The organism is Frigoribacterium sp. MEB024 (assembly GCF_000878135.1).
Classification (GTDB): Bacteria; Actinomycetota; Actinomycetes; order Actinomycetales; family Microbacteriaceae; genus Frigoribacterium.
This window is the reverse complement of record NZ_JXQZ01000129.1, coordinates 1-1,565: the sequence shown is the minus strand read 5'-3', so window position 1 is coordinate 1,565 and position 1,565 is coordinate 1. Positions and strand designations below refer to the sequence as shown.

Genomic DNA, 1,565 nt, shown 5'->3' with positions numbered 1-1,565 from the left:
GGGCGGCGGGCGGATGCCGGCCGGCTGGCGGCGGGAGGCGGGCGCAGCCGCACGCGAGGCGGGCGAGTTCGTGGCGGCCGGGCCGTCACGACGGACCGATGTCGACGAACTGGCCCGTCGACCTCGCCGTCGGCACGACGAGCATCAGCGACGGCACCACGCGGCGACGGGGTGGACGAGCGGTGACGGGACGGACGAGCGGCACAGCGGCGGACTGCCATGCGGTCCGGCCCGCCCGGCTGGAGGGTGCGACCGGCTGGAAGGTGCGCCCAGCTAGAAGGTGCGGCCGGCTAGAGGGTGCGCCAGCTAGAGGGTGCGGCCGGCGTTCGCGTCGAGCCAGGCCTTGGGGTCGACCTGCGTCGTGCCGCCCAGCAACACCTCGAAGTGGAGGTGCTCGCCGGTCGCGACTCCGCTGCGGCCGACCTTGCCGACCAGCTCGCCGACCTGGACCGTCTGACCGGCGACGAGCGGGCTCGACCCGACCTGCATGTGCGCGTACAGGGTGCTGACCCGCTGGCCGTCGATCACGTGGTCGATCACGGCGTACTGGCCGAACTGGCCGTGCATGCCCGAGGTCCGCACGACGCCCGCCGCAGCAGCACCGATCGGGGTGCCGCCGCCGGGCGTAATGTCGAGGCCCATGTGCATGCTCGAGCACGCCGCGCACGGTGCCGAGCGCGGGCCGAAGCCCGAGCTCAGGACGACCGAACCCGGGAACGGCCAACGGATGTCGCCGGTACCCGAGTTGACGATGGTGCCGGCCCCCGAGGAGGCGCGGTTCGAGCTCGCCGACCCCGCCACGTTCTTCGACGTGACGACGGGTTCGGGCTCGGGCGGCGGAGGCGGCGGCGGTGCGTCGGTCACCCCGAAGGCGTCACGGTCGGAGACGGTCAGCACGACGAGCGACGCCGCGAGGGTCTGCGTCGGCATCGGTGCGGCACCGGCGGTCGGGATGTTGGACCCGCCCAGGTCGCTGGCCGAGGCCGGAGTGAGGTTCGAGGTGAAGAAGAGCATGACGGCACAGACGCCGAGCACGGGCAAGGTCGCCGCACGGACGCGGGACGAGACCGCGCGCAGCCGGGAACGACCGGAGGTCGCCCGGGGGCTCGGGCCGCCGGCGTCTCGGGTCCGACGCAGCAGGGCCGGCACCGAAGGCCGCGGGCGCCGCGCGACGCGCGTCGCGGGCTCGGCCGTCGCGGGCTCAGCCGTCGCGCCCTCGGGCAGCGTTGCACCCACTTCCGAACCAGGAACCCGGTTGCTCGTGGGTGCATCGTTCGAAACCGGGTTCATCGCGGGGTCGGCCGTCGCGGGCTCAGCAGCCACACCCTCGGGCGTCGTTGCACCCAGTTCCGAACCAGGAACGCGGTTGCTCGTGGGTGCATCGCTCGAAACCGGGTTCATCGCGGGGTCAGTCATCGAGGGGTCGGCCACCGCGGGCTCGGAAGGAGGCGCGGCGGGCGAAGGGAAGGGAGCAGCAGCGGCGGGGGCTGCGGCAGGAGCAGCACCGGCGGCGGCGGCGCGCTCGAGCGCGCGGGCCTCGCGACGCGTCAGCGGCGGGTCGGCTC

The 1,565-nt window shown here is 74.4% G+C and carries 1 protein-coding gene; it reads right to left on the bottom strand.

Features of this window, described 5'->3' with window-relative positions; translation table 11 throughout:
* Nucleotides 1–306 precede the first annotated feature (306 nt).
* Nucleotides 307–1,565: M23 family metallopeptidase (locus SZ60_RS17755; RefSeq protein ID WP_156155643.1), on the bottom strand; the 1,259-nt coding region annotated here is incomplete at its 5' end.